This window comes from Streptomyces sp. FH025 (genome assembly GCF_017427025.1).
GTDB lineage: Bacteria > Actinomycetota > Actinomycetes > Streptomycetales > Streptomycetaceae > Kitasatospora.
The window spans coordinates 1-1,500 of the sequence record NZ_JAFLNG010001125.1; the positions used below are offsets into that span (position 1 = coordinate 1).

Annotated in this window: 1 protein-coding gene; it reads left to right on the forward strand. The window is 71.6% G+C overall.

What is annotated here, in order from left to right:
• A partial coding sequence (locus J0670_RS37865; protein ID WP_243438088.1) for a 2-isopropylmalate synthase occupies window positions 1-1,500 on the forward strand: 1,500 nt, incomplete at both ends.

Genomic DNA, 1,500 nt, shown 5'->3' on the forward strand with positions numbered 1-1,500 from the left:
CCGCAGCGCGGCGGCGCCATGCCCTCCTACCGCTACCGGCCCGCCCACGAGCGGGTGCACGTCCCCGCGCTGATGCGCCGTTGGCCCGGCCGGCGGATCGACCGGGCGCCGCTGTGGGTGCCCGTCGACCTGCGCGACGGAAACCAGGCGCTCGCCGAGCCGATGGACCCGGCGCGCAAGCGGCGGATGTTCGACCTGTTCCTGGCCATGGGCTTCAAGGAGATCGAGGTCGGCTACCCCTCCGCCAGCCGCACCGACTTCGACTTCGTCCGCCAACTCGCCACCACCCCGGGCGCCGTACCCGAGGACGTCACCGTCGTCGTCTTCACCGCCGCCCGGGCCGACCTCATCGAGCGCACCTTCGAGTCCGTCGCGGGCCTGCCCGACGTCGTGGTCCACCTCTACACCGCGACCGCACCGCTGTGGCGGCAGGTCGTCCTCGGCAAGGAACGGGCCGAACTGCGGGCGCTGATCACCGGGGCGGCCACCCTGATGGCCCGGCTCGGGGAGGGGCGCGAGGGCGTGCGGTTCCAGTTCTCGCCCGAGGTGTTCAACCTGACCGAACCGGACTACGTCCTGGAGGTCTGCAACGGGCTGAGCGAACTGTGGGACGCGAGCCCCGACCGGCCGGTGATCCACAACCTGCCCGCGACCGTCGAGATCGCCACTCCCAACGTGTACGCCGACCAGATCGAGTACATGGACCGCCACCTCGAACGCCGGGACTCCGTCATCCTCTCCGTCCACCCGCACAACGACCGCGGCACGGGCGTGGCCTGCGCCGAGCTCGCCGTTCTGGCCGGCGCGCAGCGCGTCGAGGGCTGCCTGTTCGGCAACGGTGAACGGACCGGGAACGTCGACCTGGTGACGCTCGCCCTCAACCTGCACACCCAGGGCGTCGACCCGATGCTCGACCTCTCCGACATCGACGAGATCCGACGCACCGTCGAACACTGCAACCGGCTGCCGGTGCACGAACGGCACCCGTACGCCGGAGACCTCGTGCACACCGCCTTCTCGGGCACCCACCAGGACGCCATCAAGAAGGGATTCGCCCACCACGCCAAGACGGCCGCGGAGTTGGGCGTGCCCGAGCGGCAGGCGCCCTGGTCGGTGCCGTACCTGCCGATCGACCCGGCGGACCTCGGGCGCGACTACGAGGCGGTCATCCGGGTCAACAGCCAGTCCGGCAAGGGCGGGATCGCCTACCTGCTGCAGACCGGTGAGGGGCTCGAACTTCCCCGGCGGCTGCAGATCGAGTTCGCCCGGGTCGTGCAGGAGAACGCGGACGACAGCGGACGCGAGGTGACCGCCGAGGAGCTGTACCGGCTGTTCCGTGCGGAGTACCTGGACGCGGTGCCCCCGGAGTGGACCTGGACCGTCGGAGAGGACCGGGCCGAGGTGAACGGCCGCCCGGGCACCGGCGCCGGGCCGCTCGACGCGGTGGCCGACGCGGCGGGCGTGGAGATCCTCTCCTTCAGTGAACACGCCGTCCGCGGC